The sequence below is a fragment of the Acinetobacter gerneri DSM 14967 = CIP 107464 = MTCC 9824 genome (assembly GCF_000368565.1).
Taxonomy (GTDB): Bacteria; Pseudomonadota; Gammaproteobacteria; order Pseudomonadales; family Moraxellaceae; genus Acinetobacter; species Acinetobacter gerneri.
The window spans coordinates 18,108-41,629 of the sequence record NZ_KB849545.1 but is presented as its reverse complement, the minus strand read 5'-3'; the positions used below and the strand labels follow the sequence as shown (position 1 = coordinate 41,629).

Genomic DNA, 23,522 nt, shown 5'->3' with positions numbered 1-23,522 from the left:
CTACTATACGCTCATTTTGTGTAAGCAAAATTAAGTTTTGTCGATTTGTGTATTGTTTTTAACCATTAAACACAAATTCCCCACTACTTATTTTGATTACGCCGTTGTTTGCGAATCGCAAAGAAAGCATAGGTGATCGGAATATAAAATATTAAAAAGGCTAAGATCAGTGCGATTACGCCTAACTCATAGTTATGACTTAAATGGAACATTTCTTAGCCTCTTTAAAAACCTTTCCCTAACCCTCTCCTTGAAGGAGAGGGGACATCACTTAAATAAAAAGTGATCCATCCCCCTCCTTTTAAGAGAGGAAATATCACCAAATAAATAAGTGATCCGTCTCCCTTCTTTTAAGAAAGGAAATATCACCTAAATAAAAGTGATCTATCTCTCTCCTTTTAAGAAAGGGAATATCACCAAATAAATAAGTGATTCATCTCCCTCCTTTTGAGAGAGGAAATATCACCTAAATAAACAAGTGATCTATCTCTCTCCTTTTAAGTGAGGAAATATCACCTAAATAAACAAGTGATCCATCCCCCTCCTTTTAGGAGGGGTTAGGGGAGGTATAAATTAAATTACTGACAAGCTTCACAATCAGGATTGTCGATTGAACATGCTTGTGGCACTGGAGCTGCTTGAGAAAAACCGTCTTCCTCTTGAACTTCAGGTTTTGCAACCGCTGGTGCAGGAGCTGCAACAGTTGCAGGTTTTACTGCATTCAACGCACCTGTGTTGATGGTTGATTTTTCAGCAGAAGTTGCACCCAAAGCACGGAGGTAATAAGTTGTCTTAAGACCACGTAACCAAGCCATTTTGTAAGTAATGTCCAATTTCTTACCATTTGCACCAGCGATGTAAAGGTTAAGAGATTGTGCTTGGTCGATCCATTTTTGACGACGAGAAGCAGCATCTACGATCCAGCGTGGTTCAACTTCAAACGCTGTAGCGAAGATTTCTTTTAACTCTTCAGGAATACGTGCAATTTTTTGTACAGAACCTTCGAAATGTTTCAAGTCATTGACCATCACAGAATCCCAAAGACCGCGATCTTTAAGCGCACGTACCAAGTACGGGTTGATCACTGTGAATTCACCAGAAAGGTTAGATTTCACATATAAGTTTTGGAATGTTGGTTCAATTGATTGTGAAACACCACAAATATTTGAAATGGTTGCAGTCGGTGCAATCGCCATCACATTTGAGTTACGCATACCGTCTTTTTGAACTTTGGTACGTAATGTATCCCAGTCCAAACGTTGTGTGCGGTCAACTTCAAACATACGTTCTGGGCGAGATTTTGCGACGATGTCTAAAGAATCGATTGGCAAAATACCTTGATCCCAAAGTGAGCCTTTGAATGTAGAGTAAACGCCACGTTCAACCGCTAAATCACTAGAAGTTTGGATTGCATAGTAGCTGATCACTTCCATTGATTCATCTGCAAACTCAACAGCTGCGTCAGAACCATAACCCATACCCATTTCATATAAAGCATCTTGGAAGCCCATGATACCCATACCGACAGGACGGTGTTTTAAGTTAGAAGTACGTGCTTGTTCAACAGCGTAGTAGTTAATGTCGATCACGTTATCGAGCATACGAACAGCAGTTTTTACTGTACGAGCCAATTTTTCACGATCAAGTTTTCCGCCTTGAACATGTTGTACAAGGTTAATTGAACCTAAGTTACATACTGCGATTTCATCTTTATTGGTGTTTAAAGTGATTTCAGTACAAAGGTTTGAAGAATGCACTACGCCAACATGTTGTTGTGGTGAACGTAAGTTACATACATCTTTGAATGTGATCCAAGGATGACCTGTTTCAAAGAGCATAGAAAGCATTTTACGCCATAAGTCTTTTGCACGGATTTTCTTGTGCAACATATTCTTTTCTTTGGCAATACCTTCATAATAAGCATAACGAGTAGCAAATTCTTCGCCAGTCAAATCATGCAAATCAGGCGTTTCTGATGGTGTAAATAAAGTCCATTCAGCATCTTCGATCACACGTTGCATGAACAAATCTGGAACCCAGTTTGCAGTGTTCATGTCGTGAGTACGACGACGGTCATCACCTGTATTTTTACGAAGTTCTAAGAATTCTTCGATGTCCAAGTGCCAAGTTTCAAGGTATGCACATACTGCACCTTTACGTTTACCACCTTGGTTTACAGCAACAGCAGTATCGTTGGCAACTTTAAGGAATGGAACTACACCTTGAGATTTACCGTTTGTACCTTTGATGTATGAGTTCAACGCACGAACTGGAGTCCAGTCATTACCTAGACCGCCTGCCCATTTAGAAAGCAAGGCATTGTCACGCATTGCACCATAAATGTCATACAAGTCATCGCCGATTGTTGTCAAATAACAGCTTGATAACTGTGGACGCAAAGTCCCTGAGTTAAACAACGTTGGCGTAGAAGCCATATAATCGAAGCTAGACAATAAGTTATAGAACTCGATTGCACGTTCTTCACGGTTTTCTTCATTGAGCGCAAGACCCATAGATACACGCATAAAGAACAATTGTGGAAGTTCGTAGCGGATACCGTCTGAGTGAATGAAGTAACGGTCAAATAAAGTTTGCAGACCTAAATAAGTAAATTGGTTTGAACGTTCAGGTTTGATCGCAGCAGCCAATTTTTTAAGATCATAATCAAGCAATTTTGGATCGAGTAACTCAAGTTCAACACCTTTTTTCAAGAATGTTTCGAGCGCATCATTTTCCAAAGTATCTTTAGAAAGACCCAAGAACTCTAAACCAGTTGCAACAAGCTCATTACGGAGCAAACGTGCAGTCACATAAGTATAGTTAGGTTCTTGTTCAATACGGGTACGAGTTGCCATCATCATCGTAGTCGCGATATCTGATTCTTTTACACCGTTATATAGGTTTTTAATGGTTTCATCGACAATAGCTTGAACATCAATACCTTCAAGACCTTCACTTGCTTGTGCAATTTCAGTCTGTAAGTGGCTCAAATCCAGAGGCTGTAGCTGACCATTTGCATCTGTAATTTGTAGAGTAGGGTGATGATTTGCACCTGTTTGCCCACGAGCCGCAGCACGTTGTTCGCGATAAATCACGTAAGAACGAGCAACTTTTTGCTCTCCAGTACGCATTAACGCCAACTCAACTTGATCTTGAATCTCTTCAATATGGATAGTGCCACCTGATGGTAAACGACGTGTAAATGTATTGAGGACCATTTCTGTTAATTGTGTAATACGGTCATGAATACGACTTGAGTCAGCACTTTGTTGACCTTCAACAGCCAAAAAAGCTTTACCAATCGCTACAGAGATTTTATCTGCATCAAAAGGGGCAACATCACCGGTGCGTTTAATCACCTGCAGTTGACCGGGGGTTGTAATCGCGTTCATTGTCAGCTTAGCTCCATTGTCATCATTGTTATGTTTATGGACCATTTGAATCGGACTATTTGTTGTCACGATATTTGAGGTTAAACACAAGACTTAGTGGTTTAATGTAATTTAGGACACAAGATACGGGAATTTTTAGGTGAGATCAATATTGACTTTTTTATAAAAATTTCACCTAGGCATCAAAAAAAATTATAAGTTTTTTCGCCTATTTTTTTTGTTCTTGTGTAAGCCTTGGCAGGCAAGGGCATAGCATAGCAAAGCTTAAAAAAAATGCTTATAGATAACTCTGTGGATAACTAAAAATGCTTAATTTAATTACTCAGAATATGACCAATGAAATAAATTGTTTAAAAAAATAACTAAAATGAGGAAAATCAACAAAAATAGAATAAAGCTTATAAACTGCTTAATAAAATATCAGTGAATTCAATAATTAAAAAAAATATAACAAAATTACACTGTCATGTATCAGTTTGGTGAATGGGGTCTTGTTTACAATGTAAACGTGTGTATATTGCAAAGCATAAGAGGCGTATCTGTCCGATTTTAAAGGCAGACTCCAGATCCAATACAGGGGCATATAGATGAGCCAAGAAGAAAAGTTACCAAAAATTTTGATCGTAGAAGACGATGAACGTCTTGCTCGTTTAACACAAGAATATTTAATCCGTAATGGTTTGGAAGTTGGCGTTGAACCAGACGGAAATCGAGCGATTCGTCGTATCATTAGTGAACAACCTGATCTGGTTGTGCTTGATGTGATGCTACCTGGTGCTGATGGTTTAACCGTTTGTCGTGAAGTTCGTCCACATTATCACCAACCGATTTTGATGTTGACTGCACGCACTGAAGATATGGACCAAGTTCTTGGTTTAGAAATGGGTGCTGACGATTATGTTGCGAAACCTGTTCAACCACGTGTCTTGCTTGCTCGTATCCGTGCATTGTTACGTCGTACAGACAAAACAACGGATGATGAAGTTGCTCAACGTATCGAATTTGATGATTTAGTCATTGATAATGGTGGTCGTTCAGTAACATTGAATGGCGATCTTGTGGATTTCACAAGTGCTGAATATGACTTGTTATGGTTGTTGGCTTCAAATGCAGGGCGCATTCTTTCTCGTGAAGATATTTTCGAGCGTCTACGCGGTATTGAATACGATGGTCAAGACCGTTCGATTGACGTACGTATTTCACGTATCCGTCCAAAAATTGGCGATGACCCAGAAAATCCAAAACGTATTAAGACTGTACGTAGTAAAGGTTATTTGTTTGTGAAAGAAACCAACGGATTGTAATGGTTCATTAAATCTTGGTTGGGTATTTCAAATACCTTTTAAGGGAAACACAACGTGTTTAAGCACAGTATTTTCCTGCGAATTTATGCAGGGCTGGTTATTCTTGTGGTTTTGGTGGCGATGTTTGGCTATTTACTGGTCCAAATTATCAACTATCAACGTGCGCAAGAATATCGTGAATCACTCACTGATGGGATTTCTTATGTCATCGGTGAAAGTGTTGCACGGCAAAAAACACTACAACAAAAAATGGATTGGATCTCGGATGCTTCAGATTTACTGGAGCTTCCAATCTATTATATAGATTCAAATAAAGTTGAATTATCACGTTCCGAAGAAAAACGTATTTCAGAACAAAAAGCCATTGTTCGCTATGATGCAGAGCAGGGCGTTGCTTATATGATTTTGGGGATCCAGAACGATCCTCATCATTATCTTTATGTAAAGGCTGATTCTAAAGATTCAAAATTTGGCGAACGCCAAATGAAAGCCTTACCGGTCTTTGTGCAGGAATACTTGGTGTATTATCCTGGGCAAGAAGAAGAATATCTCAATAAAATCCGTCAACATTTCTCTTATCCGGTCAGCATTGAAAATATTTCTCAAACCAATTTGGACTCTGAGCAAATAGGTCGCTTACGTGCTGATCAAAATGTGATTTTATATCGTGATAGTGCCACAGTGCATGGTACAACCATTTCCATTGTTGCGCCGATGGCAAACTTGCCCGGCAAAGTTTTGGTAATGGGACCTGTCCCCATGTTTAACTGGATGCCATTTAAATTGGCAGCAGGCATTACATTACTCAGTATGTTCTTATTGTGTTTGGGGGTTTATGGATTGATTGTGCCAATGCAGCGCAAGATTCGTCAGGTTAATCACGCTCTAAACAAAATGAAAACAGGTGATTTATCACTGCGTTTAAATGTTGACGGTAATGATGAAATGGCATCATTGGCATCAAGTTATAATAGCATGTCTGATCATATTCAGCGTTTGATTGAAGCACAGCGTGAGTTAATGCGCGCTGTTTCACATGAACTTCGCACACCTGTCGCACGGATACGATTTGGTATGGAAATGCTCGCTGATGAAGATGAGTACGAGTATCGCGTGCAACAGATGGAAATGATTGATAAAGATATCGAAGCTTTAAATACTTTGATTGATGAGATCATGACTTATGCCAAACTAGAGCAGGGCACACCGTCACTTGATTTTGAAGAGTTGCCTTTATTTGATGTGCTCGATCAAGTTGCAGTTGAAACAGAGGCATTGAAGACTCAAAAAACTATCCAGTTGATGCCACTTTCCAATGATGTGCTGGTTTATGCAGAGCGCCGTTATTTACATCGAGTGGTACAAAACTTAGTCGGCAATGCCATTCGCTACTGTGATCATGTAGTGCGTATCAGTGGTGGGATTAATACTGAAACGGATATGGCTTATGTCTGCATTGAAGATGATGGACCGGGGATCCCTGAGGCTGATCGTAGTCGAATATTTGAAGCATTTGCACGATTAGATGATAGCCGTACACGTGCCTCTGGTGGTTATGGTTTAGGTTTATCAATTGTGAGCCGTATTGCATATTGGTTTGGTGGGAAAATTGAAGTTGATGCGAGTCCAAACTTAGGTGGTGCAAGATTTACCATGTATTGGCCAGCAAAACGTTTTAAAGCGAAAAAGAAGTAAAATGAAATCGTGAAAATATCTTTCATAAAAAATGCCAGCATGATCGCTGGCATTTTGATTTGACTGGAAAATTATTGATGCAAAGTTGCATCAGGTGGAATGAAATTCTTGCCATCACGTAATGCTTGTAAAGCCGCTTGGTTAAAATCAATCAATAAAGAATTGTTTTCAGCATCAATATTGAAACCACTGATAATTTTTTCGTCGCCATTGATCGTTTCAACTTGATATTCATCTGCAATATTTAAAATACCTTCAAGATTGGTTGTTGTTGAAGCAAGATCTTGGCGGAAAATCTCGTAAATATCGCGTAAATCAAAGATGGCATTATTTGCATCAGGATGCTTTTTGATATAGCTCACAATGTGATTCATTAAAAGTTGCGCATTTAAGAAATAATCAGGTTTATGCGTGAAATCTAAGCTCATGAAAAATGCTCCTTATTATTTGTATTTAAATTGATTACTACGATTTTTTATTAGCATACAGGCTATATTTTTCAGCTTTGTATAAAGATGATTAAAACATGGTAAAAAATTGAAATAAATACTTAAAAAGTTGATTAAAAATCAATCAAATGATCAAGTATTATACTAAAGCATAGAATGACAGCAAAAATAGCAGCTTAATTAACTTTATCTAAAGAGCACAAACATTAACTTAAGGATTTTGTAGAGAAAACAGCACAACTTGCATAGCGTGGATAAATTGTGTTGAATCGCGTATAAAATGTGATAAAAATCGAGCAGATTCTCTTAATGAGATATTTTTCCATTAAAACCATTCATGAAAATAAAAAAAATCATAATGAAAGTGAAAAATAAATGTAACCAAAAGTAAATTTGAAAAACTCAAAGTTACGGCCTGAATAATTGTACAAAAAATGACTGTAAACATGGTAAATCAAGGGGAAATGATGAACGTTGGGTGTAAATAAGTTGCTGATTTATGTTCTCTAATCAAAATCCTAAATACTGTATTTAAAAAAATAATAATAAACATCAAAGGTATTTGATAAAGCGATTACAACCAGTGCGAATCATACGAATTGTCATAAAATATCAATTTTGGCTAAAAAATCATCCCAAAGACTAAGCTTGATAAACTAGCAAGGTAAATCATAAATCAGGTACAATTGATAAGATTTATTTTGTGTTTGGTGTATTTACAAGGCCAATACATACATTCTTGTTAATAATTAGGCCTGCCAGGAGTTATCCCCGCATGAGTGCCATTACTCCATACGACTGGGCAATTATTGCCTTCGTGATCGGCGTTACATTTCTTTGTGTCTTTATGCTCACAGTTCCTTTACTCCTTGGGGGTAAATCATGGGGACGTGCGAAGCAAGAACAATTTGAATCAGGCGTAGTGAGTGCTGGTGGTGCACGCATTCGCTTGTCCGCTAAGTTCTATCTTGTTGCGATTTTCTTTGTTGTGTTTGACTTAGAAGCTCTTTATTTATACGCATGGTCTACATCTGTGCGTGAAGTGGGTTGGTTCGGTTATGCAACAGTTGTAGTTTTTGTGGTCGATTTATTGATTGCATTGGTATACGCCATTGCAGTTGGTGCATTAGATTGGTCACCTACAGATCGTAGAAAAGCTGCTGGAGTTCAAAGAAAGATTGGTTCTGCGAACATGGATCTAGCAGAAATTACACGCTTCAATTCTATTGACGAGTTGGTTATAGACCCTACAGGTCAAATTCCTGCTCAATCATCTGGTCGTGTGAAATCTAAAACACCGACTACGTCATCTGTTAAGGAGTAACTCGGGATGAAATACACATTAACCCGTGCGAATCCAGAAGCTGACCAGTATCCGCTTCAAGAACGTCAAGTTGTAACTGATCCACTTGATGAAGAAGTGAATAAAAACATCTTCATGACTCGTCTAGAAGATGTTTTACATACAGCTGTGAACTGGGGCCGTAAAAATTCAGTATGGCCTTTTAACTTTGGTACTTCTTGCTGCTACGTAGAATATGCAACGACCTTAACAGGTGTGCATGATATGTCACGTTTCGGTGCCGAGGTTATTCGTGCTTCACCGCGTCAGGCTGACTTGATGATCGTTGCAGGAACATGTTTTGTAAAAATGGCACCTGTAATTCAACGTTTGTATGAACAAATGCTTGAGCCTAAATGGGTGATCTCAATGGGTGCTTGTGCAAACTCAGGCGGTATGTATGACATCTATTCTGTAGTTCAGGGTGTTGATAAAATCATCCCAGTTGACGTGTATGTGCCAGGTTGTCCTCCACGTCCAGAAGCATTGATCCAAGCATTAATGCTGTTACAAGACCAAATTCAATTAGAACGTCGCCCGCTTTCTGCGGTGATTGGTGATGATCTTCAGCCAGTATATAAGCCAAAGATGATGCCAGAACGCGATCGTAAGAATGCACAGCGTATTGCAGTGAAAAACTTACGTTCTATGGATGAAATTAAGTAAATTTCTTGATGAGTTTTTGACATATCAAAAGGTATGTTCATCAGGAAAATTGACAAAATTTGTATTAAATAGGAAGCCAAGCCAATGGCTGAAACTGAAATTGCTATGCCAGAAGAGTCAACTGCAGTTGATTCGCGCCCAGCATTTGCAATTGTAGAAGAGCTCAAAACCAAATTTGGTGAGAACTTCTACGTGCAACCGACTTGTGAAGATTTTCCAACAGTCTGGGTAGAGCGTGCTCGTGTGCAAGAAGTTTTGATGTTCTTGCGTACAGTTGCTCGTCCTTATGTGATGTTATTCGACTTGTCTGCAATAGACGAGCGTTTACGTAATCACCGTGAAGGATTGCCTGCATCTGACTTTACTGTGTTCTATCACTTATTGTCATTAGAACGCAATACAGATATTCGTATTAAAGTTGCTTTAAATGAAAGTGACTTGAATGTTCCTACGGCGACCAATATTTGGCCAAATGCCAACTGGTACGAGCGTGAAGCATACGATATGTTTGGAATTAACTTCGATGGGCATCCAATGCTACGTCGTATTTTATTGCCAACATACTGGGAAGGTCACCCGCTTCGTAAAGAATACTCTGCTCGTGCGACTGAATATACGCCGTACATGCAAGACAAAGCGAAACAAGACTTTGAACAAGAACATCTTCGCTTCGTTCCAGAAGATTGGGGTCTTGAACGCGGTAATGACGACGAAGACTTCATGTTCTTGAACATTGGTCCTAACCATCCATCTGCTCACGGTGCATTCCGTGTTGTATTGCAGTTAGATGGCGAAGAAGTGAAAGACTGTGTGCCTGACATCGGTTATCACCACCGTGGTGTGGAAAAGATGGCTGAACGTCAAACTTGGCATTCATTCATTCCTTATACTGACCGTGTTGACTACTTGGGTGGTTGTGCGCAAAACATGCCTTATGTAATGGGTGTGGAAAAACTTGCAGGAATTACTGTTCCTGATCGTGCACAATGTATCCGTGTCATGCTTTCTGAATTGTTCCGTATTAACAACCATTTGTTGTATATCGGTACTGCGATTCAGGATGCGGGTGGTATGACTCCAGTATTCTATATGTTTGCAGACCGTCAAAAAATCTATGACGCGATTGAAGCGATCACTGGTTTCCGTATGCATCCAGCATGGTTCCGTATCGGTGGTACAGCGCACGACCTTCCAAACAATTGGCAAAAACTTATTCGCGATATTCTCGAATGGATGCCAAAACGTATGAATGAATACTACACAGCTGCACTTCGCAACTCAGTATTTATGGGTCGTACACAAAATGTTGCTCAATACGATGCAAAATCTGCATTGGCATGGGGTGTGACAGGTACTGGTCTTCGTGCTACAGGTATTGATTTCGACGTTCGTAAATATCGCCCATATAGTGGCTATGAAAATTACGACTTTGAAGTGCCTCTAGAATACGAAGGTGATGCGTATGCTCGTGTCATGGTGCATTACCATGAAATCAACGAGTCGCTCAAAATCGTAAAACAGTGCTTGGATAATATGCCTTCTGGTCCTTATAAAGCGGATCATCCATTGGCAGTTCCACCACCAAAAGATAAGACTTTACAAGATATTGAAACTTTGATTACGCACTTCTTGAGCGTGTCATGGGGTCCTGTAATGCCTGCAGGTGAAACATCTGTAATGGCAGAAGTAGTAAAAGGTGCAAGTACATATTATATGACTTCGGATAAATCTACGATGAGCTATCGTACTCGTATCCGTACGCCTACATTTACTCACTTACAGCAAATTCCTTCCGTGATTAACGGCAGTCTTGTATCTGACTTGATCATTTATTTAGCGACTATCGACGTCGTTATGGCTGACGTGGATCGCTAGGGGAAACGCATTATGATGATTTTGACTGATAAAAAGCCACGTGTGAATGTTGAAGGAATTTTGACTTCTGAAGAAATTCATGACATTCAACATCACATTAGCCATTATCCGTACCCACGTGCAGCATCTTTGGATGCGTTGAAGTGTGTACAGCGCCGTAATGGTTGGGTAGATGACGCACAGCTCAATGCGATTGCGCAAGTACTTACGATTAGTGTTGCTGATTTGGAAGGTGTTGCCACTTTCTATAATCGTATTTATCGCCAGCCTGTAGGTCGTCACGTAATTTTATTATGTGATTCTATCGCTTGTTTCTTAATGGGCGCGGAAACTTTAGCTGAAGCTTTCCAACGTGAACTCGGTATCCAGTTTGGTCAAACGACAGCTGATGGTCGTTTTACACTACTTCCGATTTGCTGTCTTGGAAACTGTGATAAAGGTCCAACCCTTATGATTGATGAAGATACTCACGGTTTGGTTGAAGTGACATCAATTCAACAGTTATTGGAGAAGTATGTATGAATACTGAACCAAAACCAATTTATGGCGACGGTAACCCAGAAACTCATCCATTAACATGGCGTTTGAGCAAACAAGAACACGTTCGTAATGCAGATGATTACGAAGCGCTCGAAGGTTATGCTGGCTTTAAAAAAGCGATTTCTATGCAACCTGCTGAGGTGCTGGAAGTGGTTAAAGCTGCGACTGTTAAAGGTCGTGGTGGTGCAGGTTTCCCAGCAGGTATTAAATGGTCGCTTATGGCGCCAAATGATGGTGGTCCTCGTTACCTCATCTGTAATGCCGATGAAATGGAACCGGGTACTTTTAAAGACCGTTTGTTGATGGAAAGACTTCCTCACCAATTGATCGAAGGTATGTTGATTGCAGGTTATACCCTTGAAGCAACTCAAGGTTATATCTTTATTCGTGGTGAATACATCGAAGCGGCTGGTTACTTAAATGAAGCTTTAGAGCAAATTCGCGCTAAAGGTTATTTGGGTGAAAACATCCTAGGTACAGGCTGGAACTTTGACCTACATGTGCATACAGGTGCAGGGCGTTATATCTGTGGTGAAGAAACTGCATTGATTAACTCGCTTGAAGGTCGCCGTGCAAACCCTCGTACTAAACCGCCATTCCCACAAGTTGCAGGTGCTTGGGGTCGTCCTACGATTGTGAACAACGTAGAAACGTTCAATAACTTACCAGCAATTATGCTTCGTGGTCCAGAATGGTATATCGGTTTATCTGAAGGTAAATCTAAAGATCCAGGTACAAAAATCTACGGTGCATCAGGTAAGGTGAAATTCCCAGGTCTTTGGGAATTGCCATTTGGTACGACAGCACGTGAAGTGATTGAAGATCATGCAGGTGGTATGCGTGATGGTCTTACTTTGAAAGCGTGGTTACCGGGTGGGGCATCTACCGATTTCCTTGCAGCAGAACATATTGATCTTCCAATGGATTCTGAAAGCATTATGAAAGCGGGTTCTCGTTTAGGTACCTGTTTGCTTATGGTGTTTGATGAAACTCAATGTATGGTTTCTGCAACCCGTAACTTAGAAGAATTCTTTGCGCGTGAATCTTGCGGTTGGTGTACACCTTGCCGTGACGGTTTGCCATGGGCTGTAAAAGCGCTGAAAGCACTTGAATCAGGCGAAGGTAAGAAAGAAGACATCGATCATTTACAAGAATTGACTCGTAAATTGTGGATCGGGAAAACTTTCTGTGCCCACGCACCGGGTGCGATGGAGCCGCTTATGGGCGCACTCAAACATTTCCGTAGCGAGTTTGAAGCTAAAGTGGCAAGCCAGCCCGCAGCTCAAGCCAGCAACGTAGAACAAGCTTAAGGAATTCGACTATGGCTACAATTCATGTCGATGGAAAAGACTACGAAGTCAATGGCTCGGAAAACTTGCTACAAGCTTGTTTGAGCCTTGGTATCGACATCCCATATTTTTGTTGGCATCCAGCTTTAGGTTCTGTTGGTTCTTGCCGTCAATGTGCCGTCAAACAATACGCAAACGCAGATGATACGCGTGGTCGTTTGGTGATGTCATGTATGACGCCTGCTTCTGACAATACTTATATCTCGATCGAAGACAAAGAAGCGACAGATTTTCGTGAATCTATCGTTGAATTTTTAATGACAAACCACCCACACGACTGTCCAGTCTGTGAAGAGGGCGGTCATTGTCATTTACAAGATATGACTGTGATGACTGGTCACGACCGTCGTCGCTATCGTTTCACTAAACGTACGCATTACAACCAAGAATTGGGTTCGTTCATCGCGCATGAAATGAACCGTTGTATCGCATGTTACCGTTGTGTTCGTTACTACAAAGATTATGCTGGTGGTACGGACTTTGGTGTTTATGCAAATGCGTCACGTGTTTACTTTGGTCGTCCAGAATCAGGTGCTTTAGAATCTGAATTCTCAGGTAACTTGACTGAAGTTTGTCCAACAGGTGTATTTACTGATAAGACTCATTCTGAGCGTTATAACCGTAAATGGGACATGCAGTATGCGCCTAGCGTATGCCAAGGCTGTGCTTCTGGTTGTAACATTTCTCCGGGTGAACGTTATGGTGAAATTCGCCGTGTTGAAAACCGCTTTAACGGTTCTGTAAACCAATACTTCTTGTGTGATAAAGGTCGTTTCGGTACAGGTTATGTCAATCGTGCAGATCGTCCCCGTCAACCACAGTTTCGTGCTAATGGTTCAGTAACAACTGTTTCTGTTGATCAAGCACTTGATCATGTGATTGCAGATGTGAAAGGCAAAAAAGTTCTTGGTATCGGTTCTCCACGTGCAAGCTTAGAATCAAACTACGCACTTCGTGAATTGGTTGGTCAAGACAACTATTCAACAGGGATGTCTCAAAAAGAGCAAAATCTCGTTGAATTGGCTGCATCTATCATGCAAACAGAGGGTATTTACAACCCGAATATGCGTGAGATTGAAAGCTATGATGCTGTCCTTATCTTGGGTGAAGATTTAACGCAAACTGCGCCACGTATGGCTTTGTCTGTTCGCCAATCAGCGAAAAACAAAGCAAAACAAATGGCTGCAGATCGTCGTACACAAGATTGGTTAGCTGAACCAGTTAAACGTATTGGTCAAGATGCAAAATCTCCAGTTTATATCTTAGCTGCAACTCAAACACGTTTAGCGGATATCGCTGAAGGTGAAGTTGTTGCTTCTCCTAATGATATTGCACGTCTAGGTTTTGCTGTTGCAGCAAGCGTTAAAGGTGAAACGGTTAATGGTCTAGATGATGCGGCTAAAGCATTTGCACAGACGATTGCAGAGACTTTAAAAGCTGCTAAAAAACCATTGATCATTGCGGGTACAAGCTTACAAGATCCTGCGATCATGGAAGCTGCTGCTGAGTTAACTCAAAACTTAGGTGCAAATGCAGGTTTAAGCCTCGTTGTTCCTGAAGTGAACTCAATGGGCTTGGCATTGTTCGGTGGCTTAAGTTTAGAACAAGCATTTGCTCAAGATTATGACTCAGTTGTGATCATTGAAAATGATTTGTTCCGTCGTTTACCTGCGACTCAAGTCAAAGCAGCATTAGCAAAAGCGAAAACAGTCATTGTTTTAGATCATTCTGAAACTGAAACTGTCAAAGTTGCTGATGTGGTACTTTCTGCTGCAAGCTTCGCTGAAGGTGACGGTACAGTAGTTAGCCAAGAAGGTCGTGCACAACGTTTCTATCAAGTTTATGACCCAAGCTATTACAAACCAGAATATGCCATCAAAGAATCTTGGCGTTGGTTGCATGCCATTGAAACTGGTGTGAAAGGTAAAGCTATTTCTTGGACATTACTTGACGATGTAATTGAAAGCGTTGTTAAAAATGTACCAGTACTTGAAGCGATTCAAGATGTTGCACCAGATGCGGGTTACCGTGTTCAAGGCTTGAAAATTGCACGTGAACCACGTCGTTATTCTGGCCGTACTGCAATGCGTGCGCCGATTTCTGTACATGAGCCAAAACAACCTGTCGATGTCGATTCAGCATTAACATTCTCTATGGAAGGTTATGTTGGTCCACAAAAAGCATCTTCACTTGTACCATTTGCATGGGCACCAGGTTGGAACTCTCCACAATCTTGGAATAAATACCAAGATGAAGTGGGTGGTCATTTGATCGGTGGTGATTCAGGTATTCGTTTATTTGATCGTTTAGCAAAACGTCCAGCGCGTAGCTATGTAGCACCAACGGCTGTTGTGGCTAACCCTGAAAGCTTCCGTTTAGTACCAATGCATCACATTTTCGCTTCTGGTGAATTTACTGTGAAAACACCAGCAATGGAATCGCGTATTCCTGAAGCGGCATTTGCATTGGGTGAACAAGATGCGACACGCTTAAATGTTCAAGATGGCCAAACCATTACAGTGAAATCAGGTGAGACTTCGATTCGTCTTCCTGTACAAGTCATTGAATATTTGCCTGCAGGTTATATTGGTTACCCAGTGGGTCAAGCACCTACGGTATCTCTTGCTGAACCTGTTTCTGTTGCGGTAGGAGTGTAATCATGAATGAAACTTTACGCGCCCTACCAACATGGGCACAGGATTGGCCAATCGCGTATAGCGTGATCCAAGCCATCGTTATCTTGTTGGTTGTGGTTTTGATGGCAGCGTTAATGTCATTTATCGAGCGTCGTTTGCTCGGTTTATGGCAAGACCGTTACGGTCCTAACCGTGTTGGTCCTGGCGGTATGTTCCAGATCGTTGCCGACATGCTTAAAATCATGTTCAAAGAAGACTGGACACCAAAGTTTGTTGATAAATTAACTTTCCGTTTGGCTCCTGCAGTTGCGATGGCAACTGCGGTGATGTCATTCATGGTCATTCCTGTAAGCCCATATTTGGGCGTGGCGGATATGAGCATCGGTCTATTGTTCTTTATGGCAATGGCGGGTATTGCGGTATATGCCGTGTTATTTGGTGGTTGGTCTTCAAACAACAAATATGCATTACTTGGTGGTTTACGTTCAGCAGCTCAAACGATTTCTTACGAAGTGTTCTTAGGGATTTCGTTAATGGGTGTTGTTGCGATAGCAGGTTCATTTAACCTTCGTGACATCGTAGAAGCTCAGCGTGATGTTTGGTTTATCGTACCTCAGTTCATTGGTTTCATGGTATTTGTGGTTGCGGGTGTTGCGGTAACTCACCGTCACCCATTTGACCAACCAGAAGCCGAACAAGAATTGGCAGAAGGTTACCACGTAGAATACGGTGGTATGAAATGGGGGATGTTCTTCGTAGCTGAATACGTCAACATCATCTTGATTTCAGCACTTATCGTGACTTTATTCTTCGGTGGTTGGTTAGCGCCATTCAATTTAGAAATCTCATTCATTCCACCAGCATTCTGGTTCATCATTAAAACAGCATTCTTTGTAATGATGTTTGTCTTGGCACGTGGTTCTCTAATGCGTCCTCGTTATGACCAAGTAATGAATTTTGGTTGGAAAGTGTGTTTACCACTTGCGCTCGTTAACCTTTTGGTGACTGGTGCTGTGATTCTGATGAATCAAGCCTAGGACAGCAGGGAGTACAAAATGTATAAAATTCTAGCTGGAGTAGGATCAATCGTTCGTACGTTATTCATGGTTTTTAGCCATGTAACACGTAAACGTGACACGATTTTATATCCAGAAGTGCCAGCCGAAGAGATTGTGCCACCACGTTATCGTGGCCGTATCGTGCTGACACGTGATCCAGATGGTGAAGAGCGTTGTGTAGCGTGTAACCTTTGTGCGGTTGCATGCCCAGTTGGTTGTATTTCTTTACAAAAAGCTGAAAAAGAAGATGGTCGTTGGTATCCAGAGTTTTTCCGTATCAACTTCTCTCGTTGTATTTTCTGTGGTATGTGCGAAGAAGCATGTCCAACAACCGCGATCCAACTTACACCAGATTTCGAGTTAGGCGAATATGTTCGTCAAGACTTGGTTTATGAGAAAGAAAACTTACTCATTTCTGGTCCGGGTAAATATCCTGATTATAACTTCTATCGTGTAACAGGTATGGCAATTAACGGTAAAGACAAGGGTCAAGCGCAACGTGAAAGCGCGCCTGTCGATGTACGGAGCTTATTACCATGATGTGGCCATTTTATTTAATGGCTCTCGTGGCCATCGTTTCTACGGTTCGTGTTGTGACTAACACGAATCCCGTTCATGCTTTATTGAGCTTGATCGTATCACTGCTTGCTGTAGCAGGGATTTTTCTCATCATTGGTGCGCCGTTTGCTGGTGCACTTGAGATTATCGTTTATGCAGGCGCGATTATGGTGTTGTTTGTGTTTGTGGTGATGATGTTGAACTTAGGTTCACACACTATGGAGCAAGAGTCGAAATGGCTCACTTCGACCACTTGGGCATATCCAGCATTGATGAGCTTCTTACTCGGTTTGTGTCTAGTGTGGATGCTTGGTTATGGCGATACACAGTCAAATGCGATGATGGGTCAAGCAGTGATCGGTCCTAAAGCTGTAGGTCAAGCACTCTTTACTCGTTATTTATTATTGGTCGAAGTAGCCGCTATGTTATTGCTTGCAGCAGTTGTTGCAGCATTCCACTTAGGCAAACGTGAACCAAGTGCAAATGAGGGAAAGAACAATGGGTAACATACCTCTAGAACATGGTTTGATCGTTGCTTCGATTCTTTTTGCACTCGGTTTTTACGGTGTGATGGTACGTCGCAATCTTTTATTCATGTTAATGAGCCTTGAAATCATGATGAATGCAGCAGCGCTTGCATTTGTTTCAGCAGGCAGTGCATGGGCGCAGCCAGATGGTCAAATCATGTTTATCTTGATTTTGACACTTGCAGCTGCAGAGGCTTGTATCGGTCTTGCGATCGTCCTTCAGTTTTATCATCGCTTCCATCATTTGGATGTGGATGCTGCTAGTGAGATGCGCGGATGAGTTATTTATATTTAACGATTTTATTTCCGCTAATCGGTTTTGTTTTATTAGCGGCAGGGCGTAACAACCTTCCTGAAAAAGTGTCTGCCATTATTGGTGTTGGTGCAGTTGGTTTATCTGCATTGTTTGCCTTGATTGCAGGGATGGACTTTGTCAATAACGGTTCAGTTTCTCAAACTCAACATCTTTGGACTTGGTTCAGCGCAGGTAACTTTGCGCCGGGCATTAGCTTACAACTTGATGGTCTATCATTATTGATGATGGGGATGATCACAGGTGTAGGTTTCCTTATTCACATTTTCGCTGCATGGTATATGCGCGGTGAAGAAGACTTTGCACGATTCTTCTCATATTTCAACCTATTCGTTGCAAGTATGTTGGTCCTCGTTTTGGGCGACAACTTGGCACTTTTATTCTTAGGTTGGGAAGGTGTTGGTCTTTGTTCTTACCTATTGATTGGCTTTTATTATGCAAATCCAAGCAATGGTTTGGCTGCGATCAAAGCATTTACTGTAACTCGTGTTGGTGACGTATTTTTACTTATCGCATTGTTCTTGCTTTACCAAGAATTTGGTACTTTGCATACAGCGACAATCGTTGAAAATGCACACACTGTACTAGCAGGCAATCATTCACTAGCAATTTGGACAGCCTTAATGTTGTTCTTGGGTGCTGCTGGTAAATCAGCGCAAATCCCATTACAGACTTGGCTTGCAGATGCGATGGCTGGTCCTACACCAGTTTCAGCATTGATCCACGCAGCAACAATGGTTACAGCAGGTGTTTATTTAACTTGCCGTACTTATACTGTGTTTCAAATGGCACCTGAAGTTCTTCAGTTCATTTCAATCACAGGTGCAGTGACATTGATTGTGGCTGGTTTTGCAGCACTTGTTCAAACAGACATCAAACGTATTTTGGCTTACTCAACAATGAGTCAGCTTGGTTATATGTTTATGGCTGTGGGTGCAGAAGCATACCAAGCAGGTTTGTTCCACATGTTGGCACACGCATTCTTCAAGGCATTATTATTCTTGTCTTCTGGTGCGGTGATCTTGGCTTTCCACCACGAACAAAACATTTTCAAAATGGGTGGCTTGTTCAAACGTAATAAATTCCTTTTCGCATGCTTTGCGATTGGTGGTGGTGCTCTTGCAGCAATTCCATTTATTACTGTGGGCTTCTTCTCAAAAGATGCGATCTTAGGCGCAGTTTGGGTTCAAGGTCAAAATGTTGCATTGTATAACTGCTTGTACTGGACTGGTGTTGTTGGTGCATTCTTAACGTCTATCTATACTTTCCGTCTTATCTGGGTTGTATTCTTCGGCGAAGAAAAAACACCGTATCACGAGATCAAAGGCGTTACTTACTGGGGTCCACTTTCAATTTTGTTAGTGCTTTCGACTGCCGTAGGTGCATTGCTTAAAGAGCCAGTAGCAAAAATCTTAACTTCTGCAAAAATCCCAATGTTCAACGTGCCTGAAGCACTTGAATCTGGCATGCACAATGCTGAATATACAGCTGTAGGTATTGCGCTTGCGGGTCTTGTAGTTGGTATCATTTTATTTGCTTTTGCTTATAAAGCAGTCAAAGCTTTCGCCAATACTTGTTTTGGTGCAGGTCTTGCAAATATTTTACGTAACGCATTTGGTTTTGATGCGCTCTATAACATCGTATTCGTTAAACCTTATTTACTTTTAGCGAAAATCCTTGGTCGTGATCCAATTGACAATTTATGGCTTGTACTTCCAGCAATTGTGGAAGGTGGTCATAAATTTACAAGCTCACGTCAAACTGGTTCGCTTCGTGAATACGCATCAAGTATGTCACTCGGTGTTGTGGTTTTACTGATGATCTTGATCGTGATTCAGGTAGTGGGGAAATAAGATGGAAAGTGCAAACAATTTGATTTTACCCGCACTGATCCTCGTACCGTTCATTGCAGGTTTCTTATGTTGGTTAGTCGACAAGCTCGACGACCATTTACCGCGTTACATCGCGCTGATTGGTATGGTCATTACTTTAGGATTGACCATCGCGCTTTGGAGTCAAGGTAATTATTCATTTGAGTTGGGGCAAGCAGCTCCAACTTGGGCAGCAGAATTTGATCTTCCTTGGATTACATCTTTAGGTATTCATATTCACCTTGCTGTCGATGGTCTATCTATCCTAATGGTAGGCTTAACTGCATTACTCGGTATTTTGGCAGTCGGCTGTTCTTGGGGTGAAATCCAAAAGAACGTTGGTTTCTTCCACCTTAACCTTTTATGGTCATTGGGTGGGGTAATCGGTGTATTCCTTGCGATTGATTTATTCTTATTCTTCTTCTTTTGGGAGATGATGCTCGTTCCGATCTACTTCTTGATCGCGCTTTGGGGTCATCACGGATCTGAAAATAAATCACGTGTATACGCTGCAACTAAGTTCTTTATTTATACCCAAGTTGCTGGTTTGATCATGTTAATCGGTATTTTAGGTCTAGTCGTTTATGGCTATATCTTGACTGGTGGACAACAAATCAGCTTCGACTATAACTTCTTAATGCAAGTTGCTCGTACGCTTGATGCAGAAGCTCCTCATATTGCTTATGCATTCATGGTGTGTATGTTCATTGGTTTTGCTGTAAAACTTCCAGTGTTCCCACTTCATGGTTGGTTACCAGATGCACATGCTCAAGCACCGACAGCTGGTTCTGTCGACTTGGCAGGTATCTTGATCAAAACAGCTGCGTACGGTTTACTTCGTTTCGTGCTTCCATTCTTCCCAGCGGCATCTTCTCAGTTTGCTGATATCGCGATTGTGTTTGGTTTAATCGGTGTGTTCTACGGCGCTTGGTGTGCTTTCCAACAAACCGATATGAAACGCCTACTTGCGTATACATCTATTTCGCACATGGGCTTTATCTTACTTGCATTGTACGCAGGTAACATCATCAGCTTCCAAGGCATCATGATTATGATGTTGGCACATGGTTTATCATCTGCTGCATTGTTCATTATGTGTGGTCAAGTGTATGAGCGTCTTCATACGCGTGATATGCGTTTGATGGGTGGTCTACGTGGCAAAGTACAATATTTATCATTCTTCTTGATGTTCTTTATTGCTGCTTTGGTGGGTGTACCAGGTTTAGGTAACTTTATCGGTGAATTCCTGATTATGATGGGTTCATTTGCTAAATTCCCTACGTTTACCATTATCGCTGCAGTAAGCTTAGTTTTTGCTGGTTTGTATGGCTTGATCTTGATTCATCGCACATTGTTTGGAACTCCAACGGAAGCTCAAAAAAGTGCGAATCCGATTAAAGACTTAACTGCTCGTGAAATCTTATTACTCTTGATTTGTGCGCTTGGTTTGGTATGGCTCGGTATGTATCCACAATCATTCTTGGATGTTTCAAATTCAAGCATGCAATGGATCGCGAATAGCTATCTTCCTGTTCATGAAGTCGTTGACGCAACTCAACAAGTTGCAACTCAACAAAATGTGGAGATCCGATAAGCCATGAACTTCACAATTTCATTCTCTGAACTTATGCCATTGGCTCCTGTGATGATCGTGGCATTAACCGCGGTCGTGGTCATGATTTTGACCTCAATCAAGCGTAACCATAACTTGATTGCTACAACATCAGTGGTCGGCTTAAACGCAGCTGCAATTTTACTTATCTATACAATGTATGTCGGGATTGCACCGAACAATGTAATGGGTCTATTTATCGTTGATCCATTTGCAGCTTTGTATCAGGTGGTTATCTTAATTGCAGCACTCGCATGTTGTACTTTGTCACATGCATATATCGAAACTTATAAAGACAATCGCGAAGAACTTTATATCTTAATGTTGGCATCAGTTGCTGGTGCAATGTTAATGGTTGCAAGTACTCACTACGCATCGTTCTTTATCAGTTTAGAATTGATGTCAATTCCTGTATATGGCTTGTTGGCTTATACCTATCAACGTGAGAAATCACTTGAATCTGGTATCAAATACTTAGTGCTTTCAGCTACAGCATCAGCAATGATGTTGATGGGTATGGCTTATATCTATGCCTATACAGGTAGCCTAAGCTTCGCGCTTGAACCAACGAAGTTACTCTTTGCATTTAGTCAACCAGCAGTTGTAATCGGTCTTGGATTGATCATTTTTGCAGTTGGTTTTAAATTGTCATTAGCGCCATTCCATAAATGGACTCCTGATGTTTATGCTGGTGCTCCTGCGCCGATTGCAACGTTCCTTGCTACTGTTGCTAAAGTTGCAATGATTGGTCTATTCATTCGCTATGCGCTTTCATCAGGTATGGTGATTGCTGGAAGCTTGCAAATGATTCTTGCGATCATTGCAGTACTTTCAATCCTTGTGGGTAACATGCTTGCAGTACGTCAAGTTAACTTGAAACGTATCTTGGCATACTCTTCAATTGCTCACTTTGGTTATGTGATTGTTGCTTTGATCAGCACAAGCCCTGAAAACTTTTTGACCATTCCTGGTTTCGCAACTTATGACACGATCGGTGTTTATGTGATTACATATACATTGACTACAATTGGTGCATTTGGTGTTGTGACCTTGATGTCTAGTCCTTATAACAATAATGACGAAGCAGAAAGTTTGGCTGATTACCGTGGTTTATTCTGGCGTCGTCCAATCTTGTCAGCAACATTGACTGTAATGATGTTGTCTTTGGCAGGTATTCCATTGACTGCTGGTTTTATCGGTAAATTCTTGGTTATCAAAAATACCGTATTAACTGGTCATTGGTTCTTGGCTGCTATGGTTATCGTAGGTAGTGGTATTGGTTTGTATTACTATTTGCGTGTAATGGTTGTGTTATACATGACACCACCAGATACTCCACGTATTGACGCTGAAAAACATTGGGGTCAAAAAGTTGGTGGTATCATGGTTCTCGGTGCAGCAGCTCTAGTATTGCTCATCGGTGTATATCCAGATCCAGTAATCCAAGTTGCTCGTATGGCAGGTTTTGTGATTTCTCCTGAGTTACAACAATTCGTTATTGGTATGTTGCAACAAAGCATGAATTAATCATTTAGCTGCTCTGTAACAAAAAAAGCCTCCATAAATATGGGGGCTTTTGTCTATCTGTTAAAAAAAGTCTTATAATAATGTAATTATATTGTAGTTTTTAGGTGTTCTCCCGTGCCCATACAAGAAATTCGCCATCCGCTCATTCGTCATAAATTAGGTTTATTGCGTCGTGCTGATATTAGTACCAAGAATTTCCGTGAATTAGCTCAAGAAGTCACTATGTTGCTGACTTATGAAGCAACAAAAGATTTACCTATGTGCGACCATGAAATTGATGGTTGGAATGGTAAAGTTATAGCTCAGCGTATCGCAGGTAAAAAAATCACAGTCGTGCCGATTTTACGTGCTGGTATTGGTATGCTTGATGGTTTCCTTAATTTAATCCCGAGTGCAAAAGTTTCTGTCCTTGGCTTAGAACGTGATGAAGAAACATTGCAAGCGCGTACTTATTACAAAAAATTAGTACCTGATGTGCAAAACCGTTTAGCAATGATTATTGATCCAATGCTTGCTACAGGTTCATCGTTGATTGCTGCGATTGATGTACTCAAAGAAAGTGGTTGTAAAGATATCCGTGTCATGGTGTTGGTTGCTGCGCCAGAAGGGATTAAAAAAGTAGAAGAGAAACATCCTGATGTGATGATCTTTACTGCTTCTGTTGATCATGGTCTAAATCAAAATGGTTATATCGTGCCAGGACTAGGTGATGCAGGTGATAAAATTTTCGGTAGTGTTCAAAAAGACTAAACGAAAGATCACATTAAAAATCACAAAAAATGAGGCTTAATATTAGCCTCATTTTTTA

At 41.0% G+C, this 23,522-nt stretch carries 19 protein-coding genes; 16 read left to right on the top strand and 3 right to left on the bottom strand.

The features are described 5' to 3' along the window. Window positions 1-83: 83 nt before the first annotated feature. Together F960_RS21930 and F960_RS15220 are read right to left on the bottom strand one after the other, a co-directional pair. On the bottom strand, window positions 84-212 hold the full coding sequence (locus F960_RS21930; protein ID WP_004867149.1) for a hypothetical protein: 129 nt from the start codon (window positions 210-212) through the stop codon (window positions 84-86). Between the two features lie 366 nt (window positions 213-578). Further along, window positions 579-3,437, bottom strand: coding sequence for a ribonucleoside-diphosphate reductase subunit alpha (locus F960_RS15220; protein WP_081401798.1), 2,859 nt, complete (start codon window positions 3,435-3,437; stop codon window positions 579-581). A 542-nt stretch (window positions 3,438-3,979) separates the two neighbouring features. On the opposite strand from F960_RS15220, the gene bfmR reads away from it, so the two are divergent. Then, the gene (gene bfmR / locus F960_RS15215; RefSeq protein ID WP_004867143.1) at window positions 3,980-4,696 is read left to right on the top strand and encodes a response regulator transcription factor BfmR; all 717 of its coding nucleotides are present in this window, start codon (window positions 3,980-3,982) and stop codon (window positions 4,694-4,696) included. Window positions 4,697-4,750: 54 nt separating this feature from the next. Next, window positions 4,751-6,391, top strand: coding sequence for a sensor histidine kinase BfmS (gene bfmS / locus F960_RS15210; protein WP_004867141.1), 1,641 nt, complete (start codon window positions 4,751-4,753; stop codon window positions 6,389-6,391). A 71-nt stretch (window positions 6,392-6,462) separates the two neighbouring features. Here bfmS and F960_RS15205 read toward each other — a convergent pair whose 3' ends face one another. Continuing rightward, window positions 6,463-6,819 (bottom strand): hypothetical protein, encoded by a 357-nt coding sequence (locus F960_RS15205; RefSeq protein WP_004867138.1) that lies wholly within the window; start codon window positions 6,817-6,819, stop codon window positions 6,463-6,465. A gap of 796 nt (window positions 6,820-7,615) precedes the next feature. On the opposite strand from F960_RS15205, the gene ndhC reads away from it, so the two are divergent. The 14 genes from ndhC to upp all read left to right on the top strand — a co-directional run bounded on the left by ndhC (window position 7,616) and on the right by upp (window position 23,464). After that, complete coding sequence (gene ndhC, locus F960_RS15200) at window positions 7,616-8,164, top strand: NADH-quinone oxidoreductase subunit A (protein WP_004867135.1); 549 nt, start codon at window positions 7,616-7,618, stop codon at window positions 8,162-8,164. Between the two features lie 6 nt (window positions 8,165-8,170). Next, entirely contained in the window at window positions 8,171-8,848 is a 678-nt protein-coding gene (locus tag F960_RS15195; RefSeq protein ID WP_004867132.1) for a NuoB/complex I 20 kDa subunit family protein, read from the top strand. Between the two features lie 84 nt (window positions 8,849-8,932). Beyond that, window positions 8,933-10,723, top strand: a complete 1,791-nt coding sequence (gene nuoC / locus F960_RS15190; protein WP_004867130.1) for an NADH-quinone oxidoreductase subunit C/D — start codon at window positions 8,933-8,935, stop codon at window positions 10,721-10,723. 12 nt (window positions 10,724-10,735) lie between these two features. Beyond that, a complete protein-coding gene (nuoE, locus tag F960_RS15185) occupies window positions 10,736-11,245 on the top strand; it encodes an NADH-quinone oxidoreductase subunit NuoE (protein ID WP_004867128.1) in 510 nt (169 codons plus the stop codon). Beyond that, window positions 11,242-12,573, top strand: coding sequence for an NADH-quinone oxidoreductase subunit NuoF (gene nuoF, locus F960_RS15180; protein ID WP_004867125.1), 1,332 nt, complete (start codon window positions 11,242-11,244; stop codon window positions 12,571-12,573). Before nuoE ends, nuoF begins: the two co-directional genes overlap by 4 nt. 11 nt (window positions 12,574-12,584) lie before the next feature. Continuing rightward, window positions 12,585-15,269: an NADH-quinone oxidoreductase subunit NuoG gene (gene nuoG / locus F960_RS15175; RefSeq protein WP_004867122.1), complete on the top strand. Its 2,685-nt coding sequence runs from the start codon at window positions 12,585-12,587 to the stop codon at window positions 15,267-15,269. Between the two features lie 2 nt (window positions 15,270-15,271). Beyond that, window positions 15,272-16,285, top strand: a complete 1,014-nt coding sequence (gene nuoH, locus F960_RS15170) for an NADH-quinone oxidoreductase subunit NuoH (RefSeq protein WP_004867118.1) — start codon at window positions 15,272-15,274, stop codon at window positions 16,283-16,285. 18 nt (window positions 16,286-16,303) lie between these two features. Beyond that, a complete protein-coding gene (nuoI, locus tag F960_RS15165; RefSeq protein ID WP_004867115.1) occupies window positions 16,304-16,846 on the top strand; it encodes an NADH-quinone oxidoreductase subunit NuoI in 543 nt (180 codons plus the stop codon). Continuing rightward, on the top strand, window positions 16,846-17,370 hold the full coding sequence (gene nuoJ, locus F960_RS15160; protein ID WP_171066273.1) for an NADH-quinone oxidoreductase subunit J: 525 nt from the start codon (window positions 16,846-16,848) through the stop codon (window positions 17,368-17,370). The genes nuoI and nuoJ overlap by 1 nt, the downstream gene beginning before the upstream one ends. Beyond that, entirely contained in the window at window positions 17,363-17,671 is a 309-nt protein-coding gene (nuoK, locus tag F960_RS15155; protein WP_004867108.1) for an NADH-quinone oxidoreductase subunit NuoK, read from the top strand. The genes nuoJ and nuoK overlap by 8 nt, the downstream gene beginning before the upstream one ends. Then, window positions 17,668-19,557 carry an NADH-quinone oxidoreductase subunit L gene (gene nuoL / locus F960_RS15150; RefSeq protein WP_004867106.1) on the top strand — a complete coding sequence of 630 codons (1,890 nt, stop codon included), beginning with the start codon at window positions 17,668-17,670 and terminating at the stop codon, window positions 19,555-19,557. The genes nuoK and nuoL overlap by 4 nt, the downstream gene beginning before the upstream one ends. Before the next feature lies 1 nt (window position 19,558). Next, complete coding sequence (gene nuoM / locus F960_RS15145) at window positions 19,559-21,169, top strand: NADH-quinone oxidoreductase subunit M (RefSeq protein ID WP_004867103.1); 1,611 nt, start codon at window positions 19,559-19,561, stop codon at window positions 21,167-21,169. A 3-nt stretch (window positions 21,170-21,172) separates the two neighbouring features. Further along, window positions 21,173-22,714, top strand: a complete 1,542-nt coding sequence (nuoN, locus tag F960_RS15140) for an NADH-quinone oxidoreductase subunit NuoN (protein WP_004867101.1) — start codon at window positions 21,173-21,175, stop codon at window positions 22,712-22,714. Between the two features lie 114 nt (window positions 22,715-22,828). Then, window positions 22,829-23,464 carry a uracil phosphoribosyltransferase gene (upp, locus tag F960_RS15135; RefSeq protein ID WP_004867099.1) on the top strand — a complete coding sequence of 212 codons (636 nt, stop codon included), beginning with the start codon at window positions 22,829-22,831 and terminating at the stop codon, window positions 23,462-23,464. Window positions 23,465-23,522 lie beyond the last annotated feature (58 nt).

Coding starts and splice junctions, on each gene's coding strand:
- nuoJ (WP_171066273.1), top strand. CDS start 16,846: ATGTGGCCATTTTATTTAATGGCTCTCGTGGCCATCGTTTCTACGGTT.
- nuoF (WP_004867125.1), top strand. CDS start 11,242: ATGAATACTGAACCAAAACCAATTTATGGCGACGGTAACCCAGAAACT.
- F960_RS15220 (WP_081401798.1), bottom strand. CDS start 3,437: ATGGTCCATAAACATAACAATGATGACAATGGAGCTAAGCTGACAATG.
- nuoM (WP_004867103.1), top strand. CDS start 19,559: ATGGAAAGTGCAAACAATTTGATTTTACCCGCACTGATCCTCGTACCG.
- nuoK (WP_004867108.1), top strand. CDS start 17,363: ATGGGTAACATACCTCTAGAACATGGTTTGATCGTTGCTTCGATTCTT.
- nuoG (WP_004867122.1), top strand. CDS start 12,585: ATGGCTACAATTCATGTCGATGGAAAAGACTACGAAGTCAATGGCTCG.
- nuoN (WP_004867101.1), top strand. CDS start 21,173: ATGAACTTCACAATTTCATTCTCTGAACTTATGCCATTGGCTCCTGTG.
- nuoE (WP_004867128.1), top strand. CDS start 10,736: ATGATGATTTTGACTGATAAAAAGCCACGTGTGAATGTTGAAGGAATT.
- ndhC (WP_004867135.1), top strand. CDS start 7,616: ATGAGTGCCATTACTCCATACGACTGGGCAATTATTGCCTTCGTGATC.
- nuoI (WP_004867115.1), top strand. CDS start 16,304: ATGTATAAAATTCTAGCTGGAGTAGGATCAATCGTTCGTACGTTATTC.
- F960_RS15205 (WP_004867138.1), bottom strand. CDS start 6,819: ATGAGCTTAGATTTCACGCATAAACCTGATTATTTCTTAAATGCGCAA.
- F960_RS15195 (WP_004867132.1), top strand. CDS start 8,171: ATGAAATACACATTAACCCGTGCGAATCCAGAAGCTGACCAGTATCCG.
- nuoH (WP_004867118.1), top strand. CDS start 15,272: ATGAATGAAACTTTACGCGCCCTACCAACATGGGCACAGGATTGGCCA.
- nuoC (WP_004867130.1), top strand. CDS start 8,933: ATGGCTGAAACTGAAATTGCTATGCCAGAAGAGTCAACTGCAGTTGAT.
- bfmR (WP_004867143.1), top strand. CDS start 3,980: ATGAGCCAAGAAGAAAAGTTACCAAAAATTTTGATCGTAGAAGACGAT.
- nuoL (WP_004867106.1), top strand. CDS start 17,668: ATGAGTTATTTATATTTAACGATTTTATTTCCGCTAATCGGTTTTGTT.
- F960_RS21930 (WP_004867149.1), bottom strand. CDS start 212: ATGTTCCATTTAAGTCATAACTATGAGTTAGGCGTAATCGCACTGATC.